This window comes from Pseudidiomarina woesei (assembly GCF_001418345.1).
Lineage (GTDB): Bacteria > Pseudomonadota > Gammaproteobacteria > Enterobacterales > Alteromonadaceae > Pseudidiomarina > Pseudidiomarina woesei.
Window position 1 is genome coordinate 1 of the sequence record NZ_LIPW01000001.1, and the last position, 20936, is coordinate 20936.

The 20936-nt window shown below is 46.0% G+C and carries 23 protein-coding genes; 12 read left to right on the forward strand and 11 right to left on the reverse strand.

Annotation, left to right across the window (positions count from 1 at the left end; all coding sequences use genetic code 11):
- Both ASC40_RS00005 and ASC40_RS00010 read right to left on the reverse strand, forming a co-directional pair.
- A partial coding sequence (locus tag ASC40_RS00005; RefSeq protein WP_055437759.1) for a transposase occupies window positions 1–261 on the reverse strand: 261 nt, incomplete at its 3' end.
- A gap of 34 nt (window positions 262–295) precedes the next feature.
- Entirely contained in the window at window positions 296–1018 is a 723-nt protein-coding gene (locus ASC40_RS00010) for a hypothetical protein (protein WP_055437760.1), read from the reverse strand.
- A 919-nt stretch (window positions 1019–1937) separates the two neighbouring features.
- Between ASC40_RS00010 and ASC40_RS00015 the strand changes: the two genes are divergently transcribed.
- The 3 genes from ASC40_RS00015 to ASC40_RS00025 all read left to right on the forward strand — a co-directional run bounded on the left by ASC40_RS00015 (window position 1938) and on the right by ASC40_RS00025 (window position 4171).
- The gene (locus ASC40_RS00015) at window positions 1938–2999 is read left to right on the forward strand and encodes an AbiV family abortive infection protein (protein ID WP_141656079.1); all 1062 of its coding nucleotides are present in this window, start codon (window positions 1938–1940) and stop codon (window positions 2997–2999) included.
- 67 nt (window positions 3000–3066) lie between these two features.
- Window positions 3067–3660 carry a hypothetical protein gene (locus tag ASC40_RS00020; RefSeq protein WP_055437762.1) on the forward strand — a complete coding sequence of 198 codons (594 nt, stop codon included), beginning with the start codon at window positions 3067–3069 and terminating at the stop codon, window positions 3658–3660.
- A gap of 88 nt (window positions 3661–3748) precedes the next feature.
- Window positions 3749–4171 (forward strand): hypothetical protein, encoded by a 423-nt coding sequence (locus ASC40_RS00025; protein ID WP_055437763.1) that lies wholly within the window; start codon window positions 3749–3751, stop codon window positions 4169–4171.
- A gap of 80 nt (window positions 4172–4251) precedes the next feature.
- Here the strand turns inward: ASC40_RS00025 and ASC40_RS00030 are convergent, their stop codons facing one another.
- From ASC40_RS00030 to ASC40_RS00040, 3 genes are all read right to left on the reverse strand, one after another.
- A complete protein-coding gene (locus tag ASC40_RS00030) occupies window positions 4252–6096 on the reverse strand; it encodes a hypothetical protein (protein ID WP_055437764.1) in 1845 nt (614 codons plus the stop codon).
- A 133-nt stretch (window positions 6097–6229) separates the two neighbouring features.
- A complete protein-coding gene (locus ASC40_RS00035) occupies window positions 6230–6598 on the reverse strand; it encodes a helix-turn-helix domain-containing protein (protein ID WP_055437765.1) in 369 nt (122 codons plus the stop codon).
- A 10-nt stretch (window positions 6599–6608) separates the two neighbouring features.
- Window positions 6609–6908, reverse strand: coding sequence for a type II toxin-antitoxin system HigB family toxin (locus ASC40_RS00040; RefSeq protein WP_055437766.1), 300 nt, complete (start codon window positions 6906–6908; stop codon window positions 6609–6611).
- 273 nt (window positions 6909–7181) lie between these two features.
- On the opposite strand from ASC40_RS00040, the gene ASC40_RS00045 reads away from it, so the two are divergent.
- The 6 genes from ASC40_RS00045 (at window position 7182) to ASC40_RS00070 (ending at window position 14752) form a co-directional block, all read left to right on the forward strand.
- Window positions 7182–7598, forward strand: a complete 417-nt coding sequence (locus ASC40_RS00045; RefSeq protein ID WP_055437767.1) for a hypothetical protein — start codon at window positions 7182–7184, stop codon at window positions 7596–7598.
- A 28-nt stretch (window positions 7599–7626) separates the two neighbouring features.
- On the forward strand, window positions 7627–8133 hold the full coding sequence (locus ASC40_RS00050) for an alpha/beta hydrolase (RefSeq protein WP_055437768.1): 507 nt from the start codon (window positions 7627–7629) through the stop codon (window positions 8131–8133).
- 100 nt (window positions 8134–8233) lie between these two features.
- Window positions 8234–11947 carry an ATP-binding protein gene (locus tag ASC40_RS00055; protein ID WP_055437769.1) on the forward strand — a complete coding sequence of 1238 codons (3714 nt, stop codon included), beginning with the start codon at window positions 8234–8236 and terminating at the stop codon, window positions 11945–11947.
- Window positions 11944–12591, forward strand: coding sequence for a DUF4194 domain-containing protein (locus tag ASC40_RS00060; protein WP_245622142.1), 648 nt, complete (start codon window positions 11944–11946; stop codon window positions 12589–12591). Before ASC40_RS00055 ends, ASC40_RS00060 begins: the two co-directional genes overlap by 4 nt.
- Window positions 12591–13862 carry a hypothetical protein gene (locus ASC40_RS00065; RefSeq protein WP_055437770.1) on the forward strand — a complete coding sequence of 424 codons (1272 nt, stop codon included), beginning with the start codon at window positions 12591–12593 and terminating at the stop codon, window positions 13860–13862. Before ASC40_RS00060 ends, ASC40_RS00065 begins: the two co-directional genes overlap by 1 nt.
- A complete protein-coding gene (locus ASC40_RS00070) occupies window positions 13859–14752 on the forward strand; it encodes a DUF7281 domain-containing protein (RefSeq protein ID WP_055437771.1) in 894 nt (297 codons plus the stop codon). The genes ASC40_RS00065 and ASC40_RS00070 overlap by 4 nt, the downstream gene beginning before the upstream one ends.
- Before the next feature lie 19 nt (window positions 14753–14771).
- Here the strand turns inward: ASC40_RS00070 and ASC40_RS00075 are convergent, their stop codons facing one another.
- A complete protein-coding gene (locus tag ASC40_RS00075; RefSeq protein WP_082432410.1) occupies window positions 14772–15074 on the reverse strand; it encodes a hexameric tyrosine-coordinated heme protein in 303 nt (100 codons plus the stop codon).
- Between the two features lie 118 nt (window positions 15075–15192).
- Between ASC40_RS00075 and tehB the strand changes: the two genes are divergently transcribed.
- Window positions 15193–15762 (forward strand): tellurite resistance methyltransferase TehB, encoded by a 570-nt coding sequence (gene tehB / locus ASC40_RS00080; protein ID WP_055437772.1) that lies wholly within the window; start codon window positions 15193–15195, stop codon window positions 15760–15762.
- 1067 nt (window positions 15763–16829) lie between these two features.
- Here the strand turns inward: tehB and ASC40_RS11975 are convergent.
- From ASC40_RS11975 to ASC40_RS00090, 3 genes are all read right to left on the reverse strand, one after another.
- Window positions 16830–17045: a GDCCVxC domain-containing (seleno)protein gene (locus ASC40_RS11975; protein ID WP_072243337.1), complete on the reverse strand. Its 216-nt coding sequence runs from the start codon at window positions 17043–17045 to the stop codon at window positions 16830–16832.
- Window positions 17033–17422 (reverse strand): organomercurial transporter MerC, encoded by a 390-nt coding sequence (gene merC / locus ASC40_RS00085; protein WP_034823179.1) that lies wholly within the window; start codon window positions 17420–17422, stop codon window positions 17033–17035. Before merC ends, ASC40_RS11975 begins: the two co-directional genes overlap by 13 nt.
- 65 nt (window positions 17423–17487) lie before the next feature.
- Window positions 17488–17865 carry a MerR family transcriptional regulator gene (locus ASC40_RS00090; protein ID WP_008950466.1) on the reverse strand — a complete coding sequence of 126 codons (378 nt, stop codon included), beginning with the start codon at window positions 17863–17865 and terminating at the stop codon, window positions 17488–17490.
- Between the two features lie 172 nt (window positions 17866–18037).
- Between ASC40_RS00090 and ASC40_RS00095 the strand changes: the two genes are divergently transcribed.
- On the forward strand, window positions 18038–18577 hold the full coding sequence (locus tag ASC40_RS00095; RefSeq protein WP_055437773.1) for a DUF7010 family protein: 540 nt from the start codon (window positions 18038–18040) through the stop codon (window positions 18575–18577).
- A gap of 423 nt (window positions 18578–19000) precedes the next feature.
- The gene (locus ASC40_RS11940) at window positions 19001–19438 is read left to right on the forward strand and encodes a site-specific integrase (RefSeq protein ID WP_281175469.1); all 438 of its coding nucleotides are present in this window, start codon (window positions 19001–19003) and stop codon (window positions 19436–19438) included.
- A gap of 250 nt (window positions 19439–19688) precedes the next feature.
- Here ASC40_RS11940 and ASC40_RS00110 read toward each other — a convergent pair whose 3' ends face one another.
- Window positions 19689–20024: a YnfA family protein gene (locus ASC40_RS00110; RefSeq protein WP_055437776.1), complete on the reverse strand. Its 336-nt coding sequence runs from the start codon at window positions 20022–20024 to the stop codon at window positions 19689–19691.
- 2 nt (window positions 20025–20026) lie between these two features.
- Window positions 20027–20914 (reverse strand): cation diffusion facilitator family transporter, encoded by an 888-nt coding sequence (locus ASC40_RS00115; protein WP_055437777.1) that lies wholly within the window; start codon window positions 20912–20914, stop codon window positions 20027–20029.
- Window positions 20915–20936: the final 22 nt, after the last annotated feature.

Sequence of the window (20936 nt, forward strand, 5' to 3'; positions counted from 1 at the left end):
CTTTCCCTCAAGGGCTTCCTTGCGGATCTCAGCTTTGAGTCGCTCTTCGGCATACATTTTTTTGAGGCGTTTATTCTCGTCCTCAAGCTCTTTGAGACGCTTCATCATCGATGCGTCCATGCCGCCAAACTTGGCGCGCCATTTATAAAATTGAGCTGAGCTCATACCGTGTTCACGGCAAAGCTCTGGAACCGGTATACCGTTCTCGTTTTGTTTCAGAATCGCTAAGATCTGACTGTCTGTGTATCGTGATTTGCGCATAGAAAACTCCTTCGTTTTAGTTTAACGGAATTTTCTACTTATAACTGCTCCGATTTTTCGGGGGGATTACACCGTTAGCTAAACTTAGTTTTTCGCCGATTATTAATTCTACATCAGCACGCGATAAGCCTTTTTCAAAACCGAAAGGACCATCTCCGGCAGGCATTGCAGGTGGTGATGATTTAGTTTCGGATTCAACCGTTTCAACTGGTTGATTTCCAGTTTCGACAATATTTTTACCCGTTTCTAAATTAGGAGCGGGCAAGCGCAGTCCATATTTTGCAGATAAAAGGTGAAGCTTCAACGTCGCGAGAGTTTGTTCTTGAGTAGCAATTCCGGACATTTTTAAAGCTAATACCAGTCCGCCACTGTATCTGGCTGCATCATTGCGCGCCAAAGTAATCTCTTGTTGCAAATTGGTAATTTCTTGTTCTAGCTCTTCTGCGCGAGCTAGATCGGGTTGATATGCTGCAACCGAAATTGTAATTGGCGCACCAGACTCAATAGCATAAATGCGTTGCTCAATTAGTGCCTTATTGGTCTGAAGAATTTCTAATTTTAATGCAATTAAAGTCTTAATTAGCCCGCCGCCATACTTGTTATTTTCGACTTTAGCGTCTTCAATATCTTTATTTGTACTCGTTAACTCGGTTTTTAACTGAGCAACTAATTGCAACTCTTCAGGCGTTAATTCGCGCTCCCCAAGACAACCGCTGAGTACTAAGATTATAAAAAAGGCCTTTATTAAATTACTCATAACACTCTCCTTGTTGTGACTGTCGACAAACTCGACAGATATAATTTATAAATTTAATCCTAAACAATCCAAACGTTCGAAAGCACTTCAGCCTGCTTTAAGATAAGTTCGACAGCCGCAAGTGCGGTTGTGTCGATACTTGTATTTCTGCAAGATACGGCGCACTAAGGCTAGTACGTTTGTGAAGTACCGTTGTGTTATGGCTAAAGTGTCTTGAATTTTTCGGGGAAGTAAAGCGTTGGTTTTGTGGTGATCTTTGTATTGTGTATAGAAGGTTAGCGAGAGACGACGATTTGCCGCCCCTCAATAACGTAAATAACTTGCTTAATAAATGGTTTACGTACTAATTCTTACAACCGTTTTTGTCACAAGTTATTTTGTCGTGGGTATTTGACCAATGCGAAGGGTTTTTATTGGTATCTATACCGCAACCTGTTGTACCGCCTTTTTGCCCTTTGTGAACTACGCTAGACCCGCTTGGTGGAGTGTGTCGAACTGCCATCATCGTTTTCCTCTTTTGTTGTTTACAAAGTCAATGAGTTCATTATAGTTCATAATTTGAACAGAAATGAATTGGGGTTAAGAATATTGACGTCCGTTAAGAGCGAAAAGCGGACCGTCGGGTTTTCTGCCTAACTTAACTAGTGACTCGCCTCCCTGTTATTAGCAAGTGTGGATAACGCCAATCAGGCACGACACACTTATCTACGCAAGATTGCGCGTTTTATTATTGTGTTGTTTATTTAAGTCGTTTACTGTCAATGACATAACAAAAAATAAAGGTTAGATATTGTGCGTTAGGTAGTGCGAAAATGAGTATGCTCAACTTGCGTTTACTAACTCGGAATCTTTCAAGGCAGGAATGCTAGTTTGATCAGTAACTTAAGAACCGAAAACGATTAATTAAACGAGTTCTGGAGTGCGCACGCACAATATACCAATGTTAACTTTCACAGGAATCGCCGTGCCGATATCAAACAATGACCAAGACGAGTTCGCCGCTTACTTGGCTCGCTATGTCTCTGGTGCCAACCCGAAGAACGCATTGACCCCAAAGCAGGCGGCTCAAGGTGCTCATTTATGCTTCGTGAATACGAATGAATTGCTTATTGACGCGCGGATTCTGGCCAAGGAAGGCCGTCTATGCCGAGCGCTTTCCGTTACGGTACTGGCGTTAGAGGAATTGGCGAAAATCTCCGAATTGTACCGAGTGGCAATTGAAAGCCAGTTGTCCTCGGATGCCGTGGACTGGAACGCATTCTGGAAAGAGTTTAACTATCACAAGCCAAAGCAGAAACGCGCCACGGCATACGGAAATGTGATCAGAGGCGTTGCGGGAGAAGTCAATGGCTTGAGCAATCCATTACCTTATAAGTCATACTTTTCAGACGATACGTTTGGGCATTTGGACAAAGCGAAACAGAAGAATTTTTATGTCGATTTCGTTGACGGAAAGTTTGTCGCCCCGAAAAATGACGACAAGACCAAAGAAATTCTTGCAGAGCTATATGGCTTTGTGAGCGAGAGGATAGACACGTTTGGTTCCTGGCATTCCTCAGTTGACCGCAACGTGACTTTTTTTGAAGTTACCACCAGGCAAGCCAAGTCTTTCTTGGGGAGTGGTGCTCTCGCTGATTCAGGGGTAACTTCGCTCAATGGATGGGCTAGCACTTTTACTCCCAAGGAAGTTCAGGCGGATATTATCCGGCTAGCATGCTATCGATCATCTGGCGGGGTGGCAGACTACTACAGCTTCACTCCGGAGATGGAGTCAGTTTGCGGCCTAACCACCGAAAATCGTGAGGTAATTTTGGCCGGAGTGGTGGGTGAGCTAGAAGCTCGCATGGATACTGGTGAGGTTTTGCCGCAGTTTGTCTATCGTGCATTTTGTATGTTCAAACTTATGATCCACTATGGGCAAAACAATCTTTCCAAGAGCGAGTTCAACAATATTTTTCCGAAACTCGCAAATACTGACTAACAAGGCAATGCACGCGACAAGCGCGTGATTGCGACGTTATATTTTAAATAGAATAGAGAGTAGTATTTTGGACCAAGCACCAATCAAAAAATATTTTTGTATCGGTAAAGAAAGCCTGGTAAATTCAGCTTCAATTTTTGTTGTTTTGCTTGTTTGCCAAGTAGTAGTGTGGCTGCTGGATGGAAAGGCCTCTGCCTTCGATTCTGCGTTATCAGCTTTACTCCATTATGGAAAAGATTCCATAAGTATCCTTTTTCTGACAACCTCTAGTATGTTATTGCTTGCTGTAACATTGTTTTTTGAAGGTGCAGCCGTTGCTCTAATATTTAGAAAGTATGTGACTATTCCGGCTCTCAATATATCAGGGCATATGCTATCTATGGCTGCAGGATCTACAGTAGGCTGGTATTTTATAGTTTCAATAGAAAACCACTTCGACTTTATTGTTTTACTTCAAGTCATATTTATTTACTTAGCAAATATTGTCTTCTCAATAATTTGTTTATCAGCAAGCCCATTTTTCAATACTGATTTAGCTAAGTTAAAGGAAGAACATGGAAAATTTATCACTGGATTGACCATTTTCATGGGGGCGATAGCTTCTGTCGTTATGTATTTGGGTTATGTCTATAATTTTAACCCAATAGGTACAGGACACTAATATAACAAACGCATGTTGTCGGACTGCTTTTCTGCTGCCTCCAAACCAGCCGCAAATGCGAGCGTTATGCAAAATTCGAGACTAAGCAATGTCATGTGAGAGAGATTGGGTCGATATTACATCAGCACTTTTAACGCCAGTAATTGCAATTGTTGGTATCGGTATTGCTATTCTACAGTGGCGAATAAACCGCTCGCGTCTTAGGCATGAATTGTTCGAGAAGCGATATGCTATATACGAGGCAACCTTACTCTATCTCGGGCAGCTTATCCGAACCGCTAAAATGGATGATGTTGAAAGAGTGACGTTTCTACAAAATACAAAAGGTGCTTTTGTATTATTTGATGATAAAATTGTTAACTATCTAAAAACATTACATGATAAATCAACAGAGCTTCATCTTTATCAAAATCAGCAACGGCACGAAGATGAAGCGGAAATACTAAAATGGTTAGGTGCTCAACTAAGACAAATAGATCTAGTGTTCAAGGGGCGGCTTAAAGTGGAGTAGATGCATAACAATCGCAATCAGGTGGAAAATATTCCGCTGTTGAGGGCGTTAACGTCCGCTCCTGGCACTAAGCAGACACTTTATATCCGCTTAGCAATCAAATCAGCCTTAAGTAACCCACCTTTGGTTAACAGCTTTGCTGAGAAGTTTGGGTTTCTACGGGCTTTAAAAGCCTCGAGAATCTTCTTCAGCCCGGCAGCTTCAAGTAAGGAGATATTAACCTCGGTGTCTAGTTCGGCTGACTCGATAAAGTCGGTCGAAAAGGTTGGTGCGATAATTAGCACTTGCGAAACACGTTTTCCGGCGGCTTCACATCGATTGGCGTATGCTTTTATCTGTCGCGATGTCGTTGAATATTTGGCGAAATCACCGTTCTTGCAAGTCTTTGCTTCGCCGATAATAACGTCATCGTCACTAAGCGATATAAGTATGTCGGCTTTGTCTTTTGTCGTATTGATGGAGCGTCGTAGGTCTTCATCAACGGCGAACCCAAGTTCTTCGAAAATTGCTTTGGTCACCTCTTCAAATTTAACGCCAATATCGGCTTCAGATATCTCAATATTGTTTAGTTTTAAAGTCGCCAAATCTCGTTTAGCAAGAGCTTCGTAGTTATCGATAAGCTTGTCGGTCGCATTTGCAAAGGCCTCAACAATAACTTGGCGAAGATCTCCGCGGCGGGTTATACCCATCGCAGTTTTTAGCTCTTTAACCTCGTCATTCGTAAGCGCATACAAAATATCAAACGGGGTTATCGACAGCGCACGAAGGCGTTCGATATCGATTTCGATATTGTCCTCGAGCTCAAATTCTTCGCGCAGCAGTTTCACAATCTTTGGATTGTGCTTTGCAATTGTTTCGAACAAGGCTTTGTAGCCGGCGGCAGATAATACATTAAACTCTTTGTCTGCTGAGTTATTGAGCGTATCGATAATCAGGCTAATTCGCTCTTCTAGAGTGGTTCCAAGCTTGTCGAGTGTGAGCTGAAGGTTCTCAACGAGCGTTTTCAGACGTTCTTTCTTTTCGTTCAGCTGTGTTTTTTCGGCATGAAGGTCATGCGCTAGAATTTGTGTGACCGACAGACCCATTTTGAATATTGAGCTGATTTTCTCCGTGCGTTCAATACCTCGAATTCTCTTGTCATGAGCCTTAAGAATATTTGAAAGTTCAGCATCCGAGAGGGTGCGTAAAATTCTGAGCAGGTGTTTGTCGGCAATTTGCTTACCTTGAATACGGTGTAACATTGCAACAATTTCATCAGGAACATAAACGGTTTGTTCTTTTTTACTGATGAATAAAAGACCAATTTCCCGTAATTGGTTCAGGCAATCTTGAACGCCATTCTTTGGTATTGGATGCACCAAATGTTCAATGGCAACTTTGTCTTCTGCTGTCACATCGAGCTGATAAGCCAATACGTTCAAAATCCCGCGTTCTTCGTCCGTAATCTTGGCTTCGCGATTAATGAGTTCGTCATTATGAAATGCTTCATATAAACAACGGAAATATATGCCTAAGCGTCGATTCTCGTCAAAAACCCCAGGTTCGGCTTCTTTGTCTAATAGCTCTTTAATAATTTTTGAATGGTCGTTAATGCTCTTCCACTCTTTCGCATACAAACGCTCTATCCATGATATTTGTGTTACGCAGTTACCATCGCGGCTTAAAATATTAACAAGCAGGGCGGCTTGCGCTCCGCTTAAAGCAAGCAAATGCTTAACTTCTCTCGTTAATAGCGGCATTGCTAATTTAAATAGTTGAGTGACTTCGCTACTTGAGGCGTCTTTAATCTGACCGTCTATATTGCGGATTCGCTTGGCGAGTTCTTTGTCCTGCTCGCTTGCTTCAGAGCAAACGCGGTCGAGGAAATTAACAAACTTTGACTTTTCAATTTGATTAACTGCTGAGAGCACGTTAGCAAGTTTCATTTGTACCACTCCTTGGATTGTTTGATTTTTATACAAACAACATACTCCAAAGTTGGCAGATTGCAAATCTGGCGGTTCGTGCTGCTCACTAGTAAACAAAGCGTCGTTAATTTACCCTGAACGATAAGACGTTCTACTTAACCAACTGATACTCCTTCACCAGGCACTCTAACGGTATCTTCAATCCTTCATGCAATTTACGAATCATGGTAATTGACAAACCGCGTTTGCGATTCATCACTTCGGTAACACGGCTTCGTTGGCCCAAAAATGCGACGAGGTCTTTATCTTCTAGGCCCTGTTGTTCCATTCGAAAGCGAATGGCTTCAATTGGATCTGGAACGTCAATAGGAAAGTGCGTCTCTTCATATGCATCGACGAGCGTCACTAGCACTTCTAATTCATCACCTTCGGGGGTGTTGGGTTCAGCTTCCCAAAGCTCGTCAATACGCGCCAATGCAGCCCGATGGTCGGCCTCGGTTTTGATCGGTTTAATATGCATAAAAACCTCGTTATATAGTTGCGGCATTGACCTTGTCATAATCTGCGTGAGTCCCCAAAAAGCGTATGTAAATTACAGAATACTTGTAATTAATTGCCACTATTAAACGGTATTTATTGCCGTGAATGTTAAACACCACCCGATTATTTCCAACAAAAGATGCGTTTCTATAGAGCGTTTTTATTTGTTGTGGATTTTGCCAGTTGGCTTCTTTTGCTTCGTCATACCAAGCTTTCAACGCCTGCTCAGAATCTGCATGGTGAGGCTGCTGCCAAAAACCCCTCAAAGTGGCTCTTGAAATAATGCGCATAAGGCTCTCTTGTTTCCCATTATGGGAAATGATGGTAATTTAGTCAAGATGCTGAAGGTATCAAATAAATATATTTTGATCGCTTTGATATCTCCTAAACATAGGCGCTGCGTGGCTTATTTAGTTGTAAGAAAAAAACACGCTCAAGGCGGCCAAGCACAAAATTCACCAATCTATTCTCAACCATAAATCATTGGCGCATAATGCTTGCTAGACGAACATGTTCCGAAGCCTGAGGCTTGCCGCAGCAATTCACAACTTAACGGGTAGTCAATGAACCAAAACCGCAAGGGCGCAAAACAGCTATTACAATTGCTTCAAGTCATGCCATTCATTGCGATTGCCAGCGTGGCTGTCAGCATTTTAGCGCCAACGCTCGTCATTACCATTTACGCCTGGTTTAGCGAATCGCCCAGCGACATTTCTCAATTTGCCCAGGCAGTTGCACAGCCGGTCGCTTTTGTTTCAGTTATTGCTTTGGCGTTATTTATCAGCCGTAAATATTACCGTTCCGAAACATCGCTTGCCCAGGCGTTAATCATTGGTTTGGGCATATCGTGCGGATTGTTTTTCGCCGCTATGTGGATTGGTGAAATGGACAAATGGGCCGTGATGACAATGCTCGCTGCTCCTCTAGTTACGGTTGGTTCTTGGAAGCTCGCGACACAATCCGTCACCCCCACCCAGTAAACTCCTCATGACTACATAAGGACTTCTCATGCCAGCAAAACCACTCGTGGTATTCAGCCACGGCAAGGAAACCGGCCCGCAAGGCCGTAAAATTCGCAAATTACAAGAAATTGCAGAAGCGCAGGGCGCGCAGACAATTAGCGTGGATTACACGTCAACCTATGACCCAACCGAGCGCGTGAACATACTGCTGAATACCGAGCTGCCTGCGCACAATGGCTTGATTTTAGTGGGCTCGAGTATGGGCGGTTATGTCAGCGCGACAGCGTCGGCGCAATTAAAGCCCGATGGCTTGTTGTTGATGGCGCCGGCCTTTGGCTTGCCCGATTACCCTAATAATTACCCAACCCCAGTCGCTAGCCAAGTTGCGGCTGTGCACGGCTGGCATGACGATGTGGTGCCCGTAGATAACGCCATTGCATGGGCGCGTCAGCACCACGTGCGTTTGGTGCTGGTTAACGACAATCATTCGCTGCATAGCGAGGTGCACACCGTGGGTCAGTTATTGGTGGGCATGTTGCAGCGGTTGTCATAAAGTAAACCACCAGCGAACAGTAGCCCCACGCCAACGCCCCTGATATTATCCTGTGCATAAGAATTCATTGCATACGAACACGTGCCAAGAAAGGAACAAAATGGCGAAGCTACTCAAAATAATTATGATTCACGGCCATTTGCCGGGTGTGGTGGAGTTGGAGCTGGATGGCCACACCAATATTTGCGGCAGCAATGCTTCGGGCAAAACCACGCTGCAGCGCATGATTCCGGTGTTTTATGGCGAGTTGCCCAACAAAGTAGTGCCGCGCACCCGGTTGAATTTTGATAAATATTACCTGCCGCACAAAAACAGCTATGTCATTTACGAGTACGAGCGCCCGCAAAACGGAGTGGCGCAGGTGGTGTTGACCAAGCGCGCCGATGGTGTGGACTACCGTTTTGTTGATGCCCCATACCAAGCTGAACATTACCTTGTTGAAAAGAAAGACACCGTGGTGGCGCGCGAATACAACGACTGGGCGCAAGAAATGCGCGCCCGTGGCGTGGATATGTCAGCGAAAATTTCCAACACCACCGAGTACCGCAACATTATTCTGAATGACATTAAAAACGACCGCAGCAATAGGGCGGAAAGCCTGAAGTACCGCCAGTTGGCGTCGCGCTATGGCTTGGCGCATGATAAATACCATTTGCGCCATATGGAAAAGTTGGTGTCTGCCGTGCATGCCAAAGAAGGCAAAATGGATACGCTGAAGAGTATGTTGGCGGCCATTTTGGAAGAAGACGGTTACCAGCGCCCAGCCAATACCATGACTGGCGAGAAAATTCGTAGCTGGCTGCGCGACATGAAGCAGTTTATGAAGGTTGAAAAACTGCAAAAATCTTTGGCCGATATTGAACGAAATAGCGCCGAACGGTCGCGAAACTTAGCTATTTTGTGGCATTTAAAGGGCTTAATTGATAACGATTTTAGCCAGCAAAAACGCCATAAAGCGGACACCGAAGAGGCCATTCAAGGCTTAAAACGGGCGATGACCGAGGCGCAAGAAGCGTATGAGCAGCGCCGTGGTAGCTTGCGCGACAAGAAAAACGATGCCCAAGCTGACTTAGATAAAAGCCAGCAACAGTTAGATGAGGCGCAGCGCCAGTATGACGACTATCGTGACGCCGACATTGAGCGCATTGGTCGCGAACTTGAGCAGTTGCCAGAACGCCGCGACGAGCTGCAGGAACTTGATCAGCACTACCGGGTGATGATGGACGCGCACCGGGGTGCCGAGCAAGAGCTGGATGCGCATAAGCTGAAATTAACCCAGCAGCTTGAGCAGGCCAAAGAGAAAATTCAGGCGAAAATTAACGACAAAAATCAGCAGCAAAACCGTATTCGTCAGCACGAGCTTGATGCCACCAAGGCCATGAACCAAAGCTTGCAGCACGAACAAGAAAAAGTGCGCGCGCAATACGATGAGCAGCTAGAAAAACTGCAAAGCGAACTTGCCGCCAAGCGTGCTCAACAAGATTTGTCGATGCTTAATAGCGAAGAGCTTGAGCAGCGAAATTTGGCTGAATTGCGCTTAGACAAAGCGCAAGAGCACTTAGAGCACCAGCGCCAGTTAACGGGCAAGCAACAAGATGCGCTGAATACGGCGTTGCGCGCCCGCGAGCAGGCTGATAGCAAAGCGAAAGAAGCGCGCAGTGCTGCGGCCCATGGCGAACAGTTGATTGAGCAGTTGCGTAAGCGCCTAGAGCCGGCTGCGGGTACGTTGCGACAGTTTTTGTCGCAGAACGTGGAGAACTGGCAACATAGTTTTGGCCGTGTGTTGGCGGAGCCGCTGTTAGAGCGCACAGATTTGGCACCGCAGCTTGCTGCCGAGCCCGAACAAGCCGAAGCGGAATCTGCCGCAAACACTGTGTTTGGCGTGCAGCTTGATCTACACAGCATTGAGCTGCCCGAGTACGCGCTTACCGAAGCGCGCCTGCAAGAGCAGTTAGAACAGGCGGTTGAGCAGTGGCAGCGGCAGAAAATTCAGCTAGAAGCGGCTGAAAAAGCTTTCGCCAAGGCGGTTGATGAGGCGAAACAGCAGCAACAAGCCTTTGCGCAAGCGCAACAACAGCAAAAAAGCTTTGAAAACGATGTGGCCTTTGCCCGTGATCACAAGCAGCGCTTGGCGCACGAGCATGCCCAGCTAGACAAAGCGCGCAAAAAATCGATTCACGAACGCCTTGAGCAATTGCAGCAACTGGTGGCGCAAGCCAAGCAGCAGCGCCAAAACGCATTGCAAGAGTTAGAACAAGATCACCACGCCCGTGCGCTTGAGCAAACCGCTGAGTTTCAAGAGCAAATTCAGATTTTGCAAGACGCCATTGACGACTTAAACAGTGAGCTTGCGCGCAAACAAGCAATCACCAAAGAGCAAATTAAAGAGGCCGAGCAGGCGTTTAGCGCCAAGCTAGCTGAACAGGGTGTAGACGAGAAAAAGCTGCAACACATTAAGCAAAAAATTGGCACCCTTGAAACGCATATTCGTGATACCGAAAGCCAGCGCGATACGTTTCAGAGTTATCAGCAGTTTATCAAGGTTACGTGGGAGAATTTGCGCCCACAATGGCTGCAAACTGAGCTGCAAGCCAAGGCTGCTTTACGCGACGCCACCGCCGCGCTTGAGCGCCACGAGGCTGACTACAAAGCCAAGCGCCAAACCGATAGCACAGAGTTAGCTAAGCTGAAAGAACTGCTGGATAAAGCAGAAAAGCACGTGCAGAGCTTGCATAGCTTGGCTAACCGCATGGCAGAGTTGCCGGTGGCCACACAACAGCCGCCAGCCGATACCGTGCAAGGCCTTGAGCAGGGCGACGTGAGCGAGCGCATTGCCCGTGCCAATCAGCTATTGGATGACAAGCAAAAAGCTGACAAACGATTAGAAGATGCCTTAAACGCGCTGGAAGCCGAGCTGCGCAAAGACTCCGACTTAGACATGGTGCGCTTTATTGACAAGTCGTTTGCCGATTTAGGCGAAGCACCAGATATTCAAGCACGGGTGCACAAGCTTGCCGAGTTAGTAGAAGTACTGGAAGCCAAGCAGCACCAAATTTTGGCGCAAGGCCGCACCATTGGTACCGAGCTTGAGAAATTCTTCACGGTTTTCAATGATATTCACAAACGTGTGAGTGACTACAGCCGCCGCTTAACCCACGCCGTGGGCGACGAGCTGCAGCTAGACGGAATTGATAAAGCCGAAGTGAAAATTAGCTCCACCATTGACGAGTTAAGCTTCTGGCAGCCACTTAAAGACATGACTTACGAATACCGTCAGTGGCAGGCTTCGGGTGAGGCTATTCCGCCCGACAACTACCTAGAGCACTTAAGCGAGGTGGCTAATTTAATTAAGGCCAACCAAGATTACAGTATTGAGTCGCTGCTGAAATTACAGCTAAACCTGATTGAAAACGGCGAACCGGTGGTGATACGCAACGACCGCCAGTTAACCGACTCGTCGAGCCACGGTATGGCGTACTTAATTTTGTGCAAATTCTTGTTGGCATTTACGCGGTTGCTACGCCCCGAGCAGGCTGGCGTGACCATTCACTGGCCCATTGACGAGATTGGTACCCTGGCGTACCACAACGTCGAGAAACTGTTTGATGCCTGTGATCACAATCACATTGATATTGTTGGGGCGTTTCCGAACCCTGAGTCGGACGTATTATTGCTATTTAAGCACCGCTATTTAATTGAGCCCCATGCCGAGCTGCCCAACAAGGGTCAGCTGAAACGCATTAAACCACGGGTGTCTGAGCTGTCACGCAAGCTGCAAGACTTGCAACGTAAACCGCAGGAGGCGCAAGCATGAGTACCAGTTCTCACATGAGCGTGCATGGCCCGTTAATTGAGCTGTTATTGGCGGGGCAGTTTATTTGCGCCATTACCAACGAAGAGTTTTTCGCAAAACTGCAGCGTGACGACGTGCGTGAAAGCATTGATGACTATTTGAAGCCGCTGAACCGCCGTGTAGCCAGCAATGACGACAATAGCGTGTATTTTCTGGCGTACCGAGACATTGATGACCCAGCACGAGAGCACTTAAAACAGCAGCTGGCGGTGGTCATGAGCTCGTTGCTGCCGCTGCTAGAGTGGCTAACTTACGTGCAAGAGGCCATGGGCAGCGACGGCATTTTAACAGCCGGCGACACCTTGAAGCTGCAAGAGTTGGTGGTGAAAACCGAAGATAACCCAAGCTTACGCCAACGCTTGCAAAACCTTGCCAGCGATAAGTTTTTTGGCTCAAGTGCTGATTCGGTTGACGCGCAGGCCAAGCAGGTGGCCAAACGTTTGGTCGAGCACGGCTATTTGCAGCAACCGCATAGCAGCCGTTTGTACTTTACCGTAACGGGTAAAATTGATTATCTACTTGAATTGGTTCGATTTATTAAAGACGAAGAAAACATTCCGCTGGATGATTACCAAAATAGCCAGGCGCAAACGGAGTTGCTGTAATGGCCACGCATGATAACGACAAGCAACACTTAAGCGGCCTGTTTGAGGTAGGCGCTGAGCGTTTGAAGTTAATTGGCGACAATGCCAAGGTGCTCATGCAGGGGTATTTAACCGGTGGTATTGACCCCGCTGCGGTAAATGAGCGTACTTTGCGCCGCTTAATTAGCGCACGCGTGCTGTACCAGCCCGATGATAGCCATGAATTAAAGTTGCGACACCCTGTGACGCAGCTAATTGCCGCCTTGGTAACCGACGAAAGTCGTCGCGCTATTCACGCCGACATTGCGGATAAATTAGTGGCTATACGGGGCTTTGTGGAAGGCCTACGCGAGGCCCAACGCATGGGCGATAGCTTACGTGTTGATAGCCAAATGCTACGCATTGACGAGGCCGTGTACGACTTAACCGCGCAGTTTGAAGAGGCCATTTATAGCCTGTGGCACCGATTAAATAGTAATTTTGGCTTTGTTAGCAATTTAAGCGATAAAATTCGCGAAAACGAGCGTGCTCAGCAGCAAATTAAACGCCTTATTGACGGCATGTCGTTAATTGACTTTGACGAGTTGATTGAGCTGGCGGAAGGCCACCCGACATTGCGTAAGATTTTGGTTAGCCGTTTGCAGCAGCAAATGAGCGCCCACCACGGCAGTTTGCTGGAAGTGCAAAAGCGCTTGGTTGAACTCATGACACGTTTCCGTGAGCAACAAGAGCGCAGTTTGTTGGTGTTAAACATGGCCGGGTTTTTGCGTGAACACCCCGGCTTTATGGTGGGCGATTATTCGTACCGCAGCCAAGTGCCAGCGTTGGTGAACCACGCGGCGCCCATTGTGCCGGCCGCAGCGGTGGGGCTAGACAAAAACGAACAACTAAGTGATGTCACTGCGTTGGTGCATGCGTTGTACCAAGAGCTTGCGTTAAAACGCAAAACCGACAGCGTGAGTGTGTCGGCCGACGCGCTGCAGGGATCAGTGCAAAGCTCTGCGCAGCAACAAGCGGTAGAGGCTCGCCAGCAGCAACTAAAAGAAGACGCCATGCGCTATTTTATTCACGTGTGCGAAGCACCGGAGCCGCCGTCAGCGTTGGCGTTTTTAGCCGCGGAAGAGCTGCAATGGCCGCCCGAAGTGTGGCTGTTTCAAGTGTTGGGCGAGTACAACGCGCTACCGCGTCACGAGCAAAAGTTATTCACCATAACCCGTGACGAGCGCCGCATAAGTACGTTTAACCACGTGCACATTATTGAAGACTTGGCGGTGAGGTTTCAGGCTGCATGACGCGCGATTTAAGCCGTGATTTAAGCCCAGGCGAGCGCAAAGTGCTGCAGGGTATTCAAGCTGAACTGCGGTTTCAGTCACGCGTTGAGCGCACACTAAAAGCGACTGATAAACGCATTTTGGCGTGGTGCTCAGAGCATGATCTTCTGCCTGTTCCCGTGACCGGTGCTAAGGTGTTCGGCTATACATCTCAACTTGTTCAAGCCATTGAGCAACGCCTCGCGCAGCTAGCTTTAGCGCCGTTATCCGCTGATTTGAAAGGCTCAAGTTTAGCGCAGGCCGAGCAGGGCGCCGCCGAGCATAAATCGGTGCGCGAAAAGCCGCGTGACCACCGCGTGCTACGCTATGTTTTTGACGCTGGCGATGGCGCCGGGCAGGTGGTTGATGTTGATCAGCGTGAACTCGATTTAAGCCAATTTGCTGATTTGGTAGTGGTGGAAAATCTGGATTGTTTTTACGAATTACACCAATTTGAGTTGCCGTGCTTAGTTAACAAGAAAGTTGACAAGAAAGGTCACAAGCAAGCGCAAAGCTTAATTGTTTACCGCGGTGACAGCCATTACAGCAAAGGCCGCGCGGCTTTGATTAATCGATGGAAGGGCAGCAATAGCAGACCGTTACGTTACTTCGGCGACCTAGACCCAAAAGGCCTCCACATAGCCCAAAGCGAAGGCTTCACCCATATTGCCGCCCCGGCATATGAATGGTTTTGTGAGCATGCCACCGCCCAAGCTTACCCTGCCAAACAGCACGACACTGCTCGGTTGCTAGATGCGAGCGGCGAACTCGCCCCATACGTTCAATTCGTACAACGCCAACAAAAGGCTGTTTTGCAGCAGTGGCTGCAACATGTACCTTTAGCTTGGCGCCGCACCTTTACTGGGCGCTAGTTAGTCGCTTCTAAGTGTTTTAACGCCAATAATTATTAGCCGCTGCGATGGTTTGATAGTGCAGGGCAATAACCTGTGATGCCATCATTAAGTGTTCGGCATCGTTGGAGTATTTATCACGTTCTCGAAATAGCACTTCTTTGTTTGACTGGGTGCTAGTCACACCTTTGCGAGCCAGTTTGACCGCAAGTTCAAAACCTTGCTGTGGGGTTTCGGTAATTAAACTAGGTAACCATGGCTGAGGTTTGTCTTGCGCTTGCGCCGGTGTTGCTGCCGCAAATATGAATACGCTGAATAAACTAATAAGTAATAACTGGCGCATAAATTGTCCTCCTTTTTGAACATGCATTTATTATGATTGTTAAGTTAAAAACCGCAAGTATAATGCGCGTTATTCGTTATTCGTTACTCGTTATTCGTCAGGCAGGGCAGGAAATAGTATGTCAGTTGATTTAAATATTCGGTATGGTTTGAACCCAGCTCACAGCGAAGTAGTTGAAGCCTGTTCGCACGTTGAACCGTGCCAAGTGCTTGATATGGGTTGTTCAAATGGGCGTAACGCGCTGTACTTGAGTCAGCAGGGCTTTAATGTGACAGCTGTGGATAACAACCCCAATGCCATTGCCATGTTGCAGCAAATTGTCAACGAAGAGGGCATTGCCAATATTAACGCGCAGGTATATGACATTAACAACGCGCAATTAACCGAAGATTTCGGCTTTATTGCCTGCACAGTGACCTTAATGTTTTTAGATCCCGCTTGTGTTGCAGCGGTTATTGCTGACATGCAAGCGCACACGCTACCCGGCGGCTATAACCTCATTGTATGCGCCATGAACACAGCCGATTATCCTTGTCCTATGCCATTTCCGTTCACCTTTGATGAAGGTGAATTACGTGATGCTTACCAAGGTTGGGAGCTTGTGAAATACAACGAAGATGTGGGCACTATGCACAATGGGGCGCGATTGAAGTTTGCGACTATGTTGGCGCGCAAAGCAAGTCAATAAATTCAAAGGGTTTGGAACTTTAGGAAGATGGTGCGTCCGAGTAGACTCGAACTACCGACCCCTACCATGTCAAGGTAGCCTGGGGTAATTTTTATCTTTATACCTCAATGTACATTTCTTTACAACCCTTGATACATAAGGGGTCCCGCTATCCATCACCTCAGCGTCGCTTAAAATCCATTAAGGTAAATTAGCATGGTCACCGCCAACTTGGTCACATGGTCTTGGCATGAAATCATGCTATTTTGAGCGGCAAAAAAGCATGATTTCATGCTATTTGGGATTTTGGTGTGTGCATAGATATGCATTTTAGTGAGTTTTTAGAGGGCGTTTGGTTCGTTGTGAAGTGCTATAATTAGCGCAAGCCTAAACGATGAGAAGGAGGATTTTGTCATGTTTAGTCGGTTGCTAAAACCGAGGACTACTTATAATTCGAACCTGTCAGAATTCGTGCGAAATGCAAAATCGCGCGAGAAGAAGCGTGTGTATGCTCGGGTAATTGATAAAGCAATTGAGGCACAGAACGAAGTCATTGAACGCCAAAAGGCAACGTCATAGCTTCGGTAATGAATTTAATAAAAACGGAGGCGAAAACGGAGTATATAGTAAAAACAGTGTCTATTCGCGCGTGAGTGAGTGACAGGGCTTTACATATAAGGTCAGCGGCTTTTATTTCAAACGTACATACTGTGTATAATGGTATGTACGTTTTTTATTTGCGCCGAGTCCTTCGGCGGTAACCATTCATCCATGAATTTTTGTTCAGTGTTTAATTGCACCTTGTGAGTGCGACTTGTTCCAACAAGTCGGGAGAGATAGGAGTTTACGTCATTGGTTTAGCAGGACGGGGATAGTTGTTTGCGGCAAGTACAGAGTTGTCGCCGCATCCATGCGGCTTTGACAGTTCAGTTGTTCACTCATTGAATCACCTTCTTGATTAATTGCACTTAATTTACCACCACATTGCAACCGCTCCTTACCACGTGTTGCAAATTAATCGCACCACAACTTTCACGGAAAGTACCACTTCGTCGGATCTCGGCTTTGTGCCATTAAGAGACATTCACTTAGCTCTTACAACAACTTTGGCCTTCTTGAATTGGTGGGCATTTCACTGTTCCATAAGAGCAGTATACACAACAATCGCCCTTCAAAGGCTTTAGGAGAACTTTGCAAGATTCACATTCATAATACCACTGGCAAGCGTTGGTTGACATTTCTTCGGTTTTACTGAAACCGCACTCAGGGCAAGTAATGGTAGAATTTAACTCTATACCTCGCATGTTTGCTCCTTCAAAGGTTTAACAATGTCCAATACGGACATTACAATCATCAAACAAATACCCACATAGAACAAATAAGTGCTCCAGTCATATTGCCATAGTGGATAGAGGGTTAACAAAACAGCTATAGGCCCAATAACTCCAAGAGTACCTCTCGTATGATTTTGGTTTTTATACCAGTTATACAAATTTACCAACAACGCCAAAGTTGCAAATATAGGTAACAAGGTATTTACAGCAATCCCCTCAAAGTGAGAGAGAAAGCCTAATCCCAATGCTGATGCTAATGAACCGAGAGCAGGGAAACACCCCGTACAACTGAGGGCTGCAAGCCAAACACCACCTGAGCCAACTTTATCTAAAATCTTATTAATCATTTTTAACGCCTAACATTATTTGAATGGCTTGAGTGTAAACTCCGTAGATAGGTACGGAGTCAATGCTATTTTAGCGAATCGATTATTGGGCAGTGAGATTGGTCGTTATTGTTGCGGCATGAATTAGTCATTTCTTTTATGACGACTTCTAAGCGTTGAAGGTCAGCTATCTTACTTTGAATTAAGCTCAGTTTCTGCAAACCTAGAGATTCAACTTTGGCACAATCGCCATCCATTGACATCAAAGACGCTACTTCCTTTAGAGTAAAGCCAAGTGCTTTAGCCTTACAAATGAATTGTAATTGCTTGGTGATTGAGTCGTCATACACACGATAACCATTTTGAGGTTTTTGAGGTTGTTTTATCAAGCCTTCTCGCTCATAAAAGCGTATAGTTTCTACGCCTAAACCAAGTTCTTTAGCCAACTTGCCTATTGTTTTCATCGTATAACCACAAAATCAGCCTACTTCATGACATTAGTATATCAATACGATATAAAATTTCTCGAACTAATAATGACCGCTTCGAGCGAACAGCGGACCATTTATCTCTTCGCGCGACTCGGCTATCATCGAAGACACTCAGTCAGATATTAAAAAGCGGCTTGCAAAGAAAATGGATTTCAATGAATCACAAAAAGATATGTCTCGTGCTTACTATGGCGGTGCAACCGGAGCGTTGGCTTCTGGAATAGTTTGGTTATCGGCTGGACTGATTGGCCTTTATTCGTCTCCCTTTAACAGCATGCTAGCATTGCTTATTGGGGGTATGTTTATATTTCCCATATCCCTTTTACTTTCAAGATTATTAGGGGCCACCGGTAAACATGGGGCGACTAATGTGCTTGGTAAACTGGCTATAGAAAATCTGGGTATTTTATTCGGTGGCCTATTTATTGCTGTCATTGTGGCACAGCTTAATGGCTTACTGTTTTATCCAATCATGTTAGTGATTATTGGTGCCAGGTACTTAACCTTTCAAACACTTTATGGTTTGAAAGTGTACTGGGCTCTGGGTAGTGTACTTATGATTTCTGGATTTTATCTTGCTATTTTCCCCTCGGCTTTTACTCTTGCAGCTTTTGTGGGCGGGTTTATTGAGATAGCGTTTGCACTAATTATTTATAGGAAAAGTAAAGAATGCTCGGCTAGTTGAGAACAAATGCAAGCGTCTGAGATGCTCACTTTTGCGTCCGCTCCTGGCACACAGCGGACATAGCTTCGTCGAATTTTAACTATTAAGTTTTTATCCTACACAATATTACGTTTGCCACTTTTACCAACTAACCATACTCTTCAAACCTCGTGTCAACGCACAGGTTGTTAACTGCAGTTGACAAACCCCGGGGTAGTTACATACACACAACACCTCGATAATGACGAAGCCATTCAAGCATACTTGGATGCATGCGTGGAGGAATCTGATGGAGATCCGACATTTTCAACTATCGCTAAGGTGACATCTGCACTTGGTTTAACGTTAACCTTGCAGCCTAAATCAACGAGCACATACTAAGCTAACTTTATCCGTAATCTTTTTCCTACAGCCAATGTGTAATCCCCCCGAAAAATCGGGGGGATTACAGATGAAGCACAACGTTTATTGAATGAGTTACCTAAGCATCTGTGGTTGATGGCTCAATTTTCACTGGCTACAGGTTTGCGTCAGTCGAATGTGAGTTATCTACGGTCGGATCAAGTGGACTTAGAACGTGGTTTTGCGTGGATTCATCCTGATCAATCAAAATCAGGAAAGGCGATAAACGTGCCACTCAATAACGATGCTTTATCGGTGTTGCAAGAAGTGCAGGGCGACGATGTTCACTATTGTTTTGTGTATCAAGGCAAACTAGTTGAGCGCACATCAACCAAAGCATGGCATGCAGCGTTAAAACGAGCGGGTATTGAAAATTTTCGTTGGCACGATTTACGCCATACATGGGCAAGCTGGCATGTTCAATCAACGCGGCACAAGCTTACAAGAGTTGCAGGAGCTTGGCGGTTGGTCATCGTATGAGATGGTACTGCGGTACGCTCACCTTGCGAGTCATCATTTGAAACGGGTGGCGGGCAATGTGGATGGTACAACTGGTACAAATCTGGTACAAAGCCAGAAAAAGAAAAGCCCCGCTATTTCTAGCGAGGCCTTATCAATAATGGTGCGGAGGCGGGAATCGAAAAGTTTTGATAAAAACCTGTTTTTAAAGATTAAAATCAATCGGAATAAAAAGCGTGTGACTTAGCGTGTTACTAAATCTCAGCCCAGTCTAACGCCAACCATATACAATGATCCCCATGCCTGTGAGCACAAACGCCGTCCCAATCAGGTCGAAGCTGGATAAAGGCGATTTATCGACAATTCGCAGCCAGACTATGGCAGTTAATACGTAAATACCGCCGTAGGCTGCGTAAACGCGCCCGCTTTCCGCTGGATGAAGTGTTAATAAGTAAGCAAATAAGGCTAAGCTCATTGCCGCCGGAATGAGTAACCAAACAGAATGACCCTCTTTGAGCCATAAGTAGGGTAAATAGCAACCGACAATTTCAGCAACTGCGGTGGCAATAAATAACCCGAGTGTTTTTAATAAAAATAATGCACTCATTATCAGTTGTCCCGGCACGCTTCATCAGGATCTTCGAGTTCTACCGTTGTATGGCTTAGAGCATAGGGCGCAAGGACGTTATCGATGTGCTGTTTTAAGTCGCTACGGGCCTCGATATCAAGATTTTCAGTTAACACCAAATGAACGGTTAATACATGCTCCTCGCCGTCTAGTGACCAAAAATGCAAATGGTGTAGGTCAGCAACATGAGGTAGCTCCAGTAAAGCGTCAGCGACTTGTCTGTAGGTGTCTTTGTCTGGCGTGGCCTGTATGAAGAGTTTCAGCGTTGCCCACAGGTTGCGCAGTACATTCACTAAAATAAACATCGTAAAACCAATCGACAGTAGCGGATCGAGAATTGGCCAATCCACAAACAACAAAACAATACCAACGATAAGTACAGCAACCCAGCCGAGAACATCCTCCAGCAAGTGCCAGTTAATAACGCGTTCGTTTAACGTTTTGCCCTCTGACAATTTGTAAGCGGCAAATCCATTAACCACAATGCCAAGTACCGCCAACGCAATCATGCCATCAGCGATGGGCATTTGAGGGTTCCAGAGCCTGGGAATCGCTTCCACAAGTACCCAGGCAGAGCCTGCGATTAAAACAACGGCATTAATAAATGCACCGGCAAGATTGAGTCGCTTATAACCGTAGGTAAAGTGTTGGTTAGCCTGTTTTTTGCCCAGCTTATTAAGTACCCACGCCAGGCCAAGCGACAAGCTATCGCCAAGATCATGAACGGCATCAGCTAAAATGGCGGTACTGTTGGTAAGAAAGCCACCAATAAACTCGATAATGGTGAAAACAAAGTTAAGAACAAATGCCCACCCTAATCGGTTGGACGGCATGTCCTTTGAGTGATCATGGTTATGGTGATGCCCCATAATACGTTCCTCTTTGTAGTAG